Below are 366 nucleotides of genomic sequence, written 5' to 3' on the forward strand. Positions count from 1 at the left end.
GGGTGTTCTGTGATGATCTGGCCGAGTTCATTGCCCCCGGACAGCACGCTGAGCACGCCCGGCGGCAACACAGACTGGGCGATCTCACCAAAGAACAGCGAGGTGAGAGGCGTGTAGGGCGACGGCTTCATCACCATGGTGTTGCCGGTGATCAGGCAGGGCGCCACTTTCCACAAGCCAAGAAGCACCGGAAAGTTCCAAGGAGTGATCGCACCCACCACGCCCAAAGGCGTGTGGTGAACTTCGACGACGTGCTCCGCTGTATCCTCAATCACCTGGACTGGTATTTCGCGCTTGGCTACTTCCCGAACCCAATAGATCGCAGCTTCCACCTCCGATTTCGCCTGGCTGTGCTTGGGCTTACCC

At 59.3% G+C, this 366-nt stretch carries 1 protein-coding gene; it reads right to left on the reverse strand.

Annotated features, from left to right (window positions below; genetic code table 11):
* Positions 1-332: aldehyde dehydrogenase family protein (locus KMS84_RS39390; RefSeq protein ID WP_256921463.1), on the reverse strand; the 332-nt coding region annotated here is incomplete at its 3' end.
* Between the last annotated feature and the right edge of the window lie 34 nt (positions 333-366).

The organism is Streptomyces hilarionis, assembly GCF_024539675.1.
Lineage (GTDB): Bacteria > Actinomycetota > Actinomycetes > Streptomycetales > Streptomycetaceae > Streptomyces > Streptomyces hilarionis.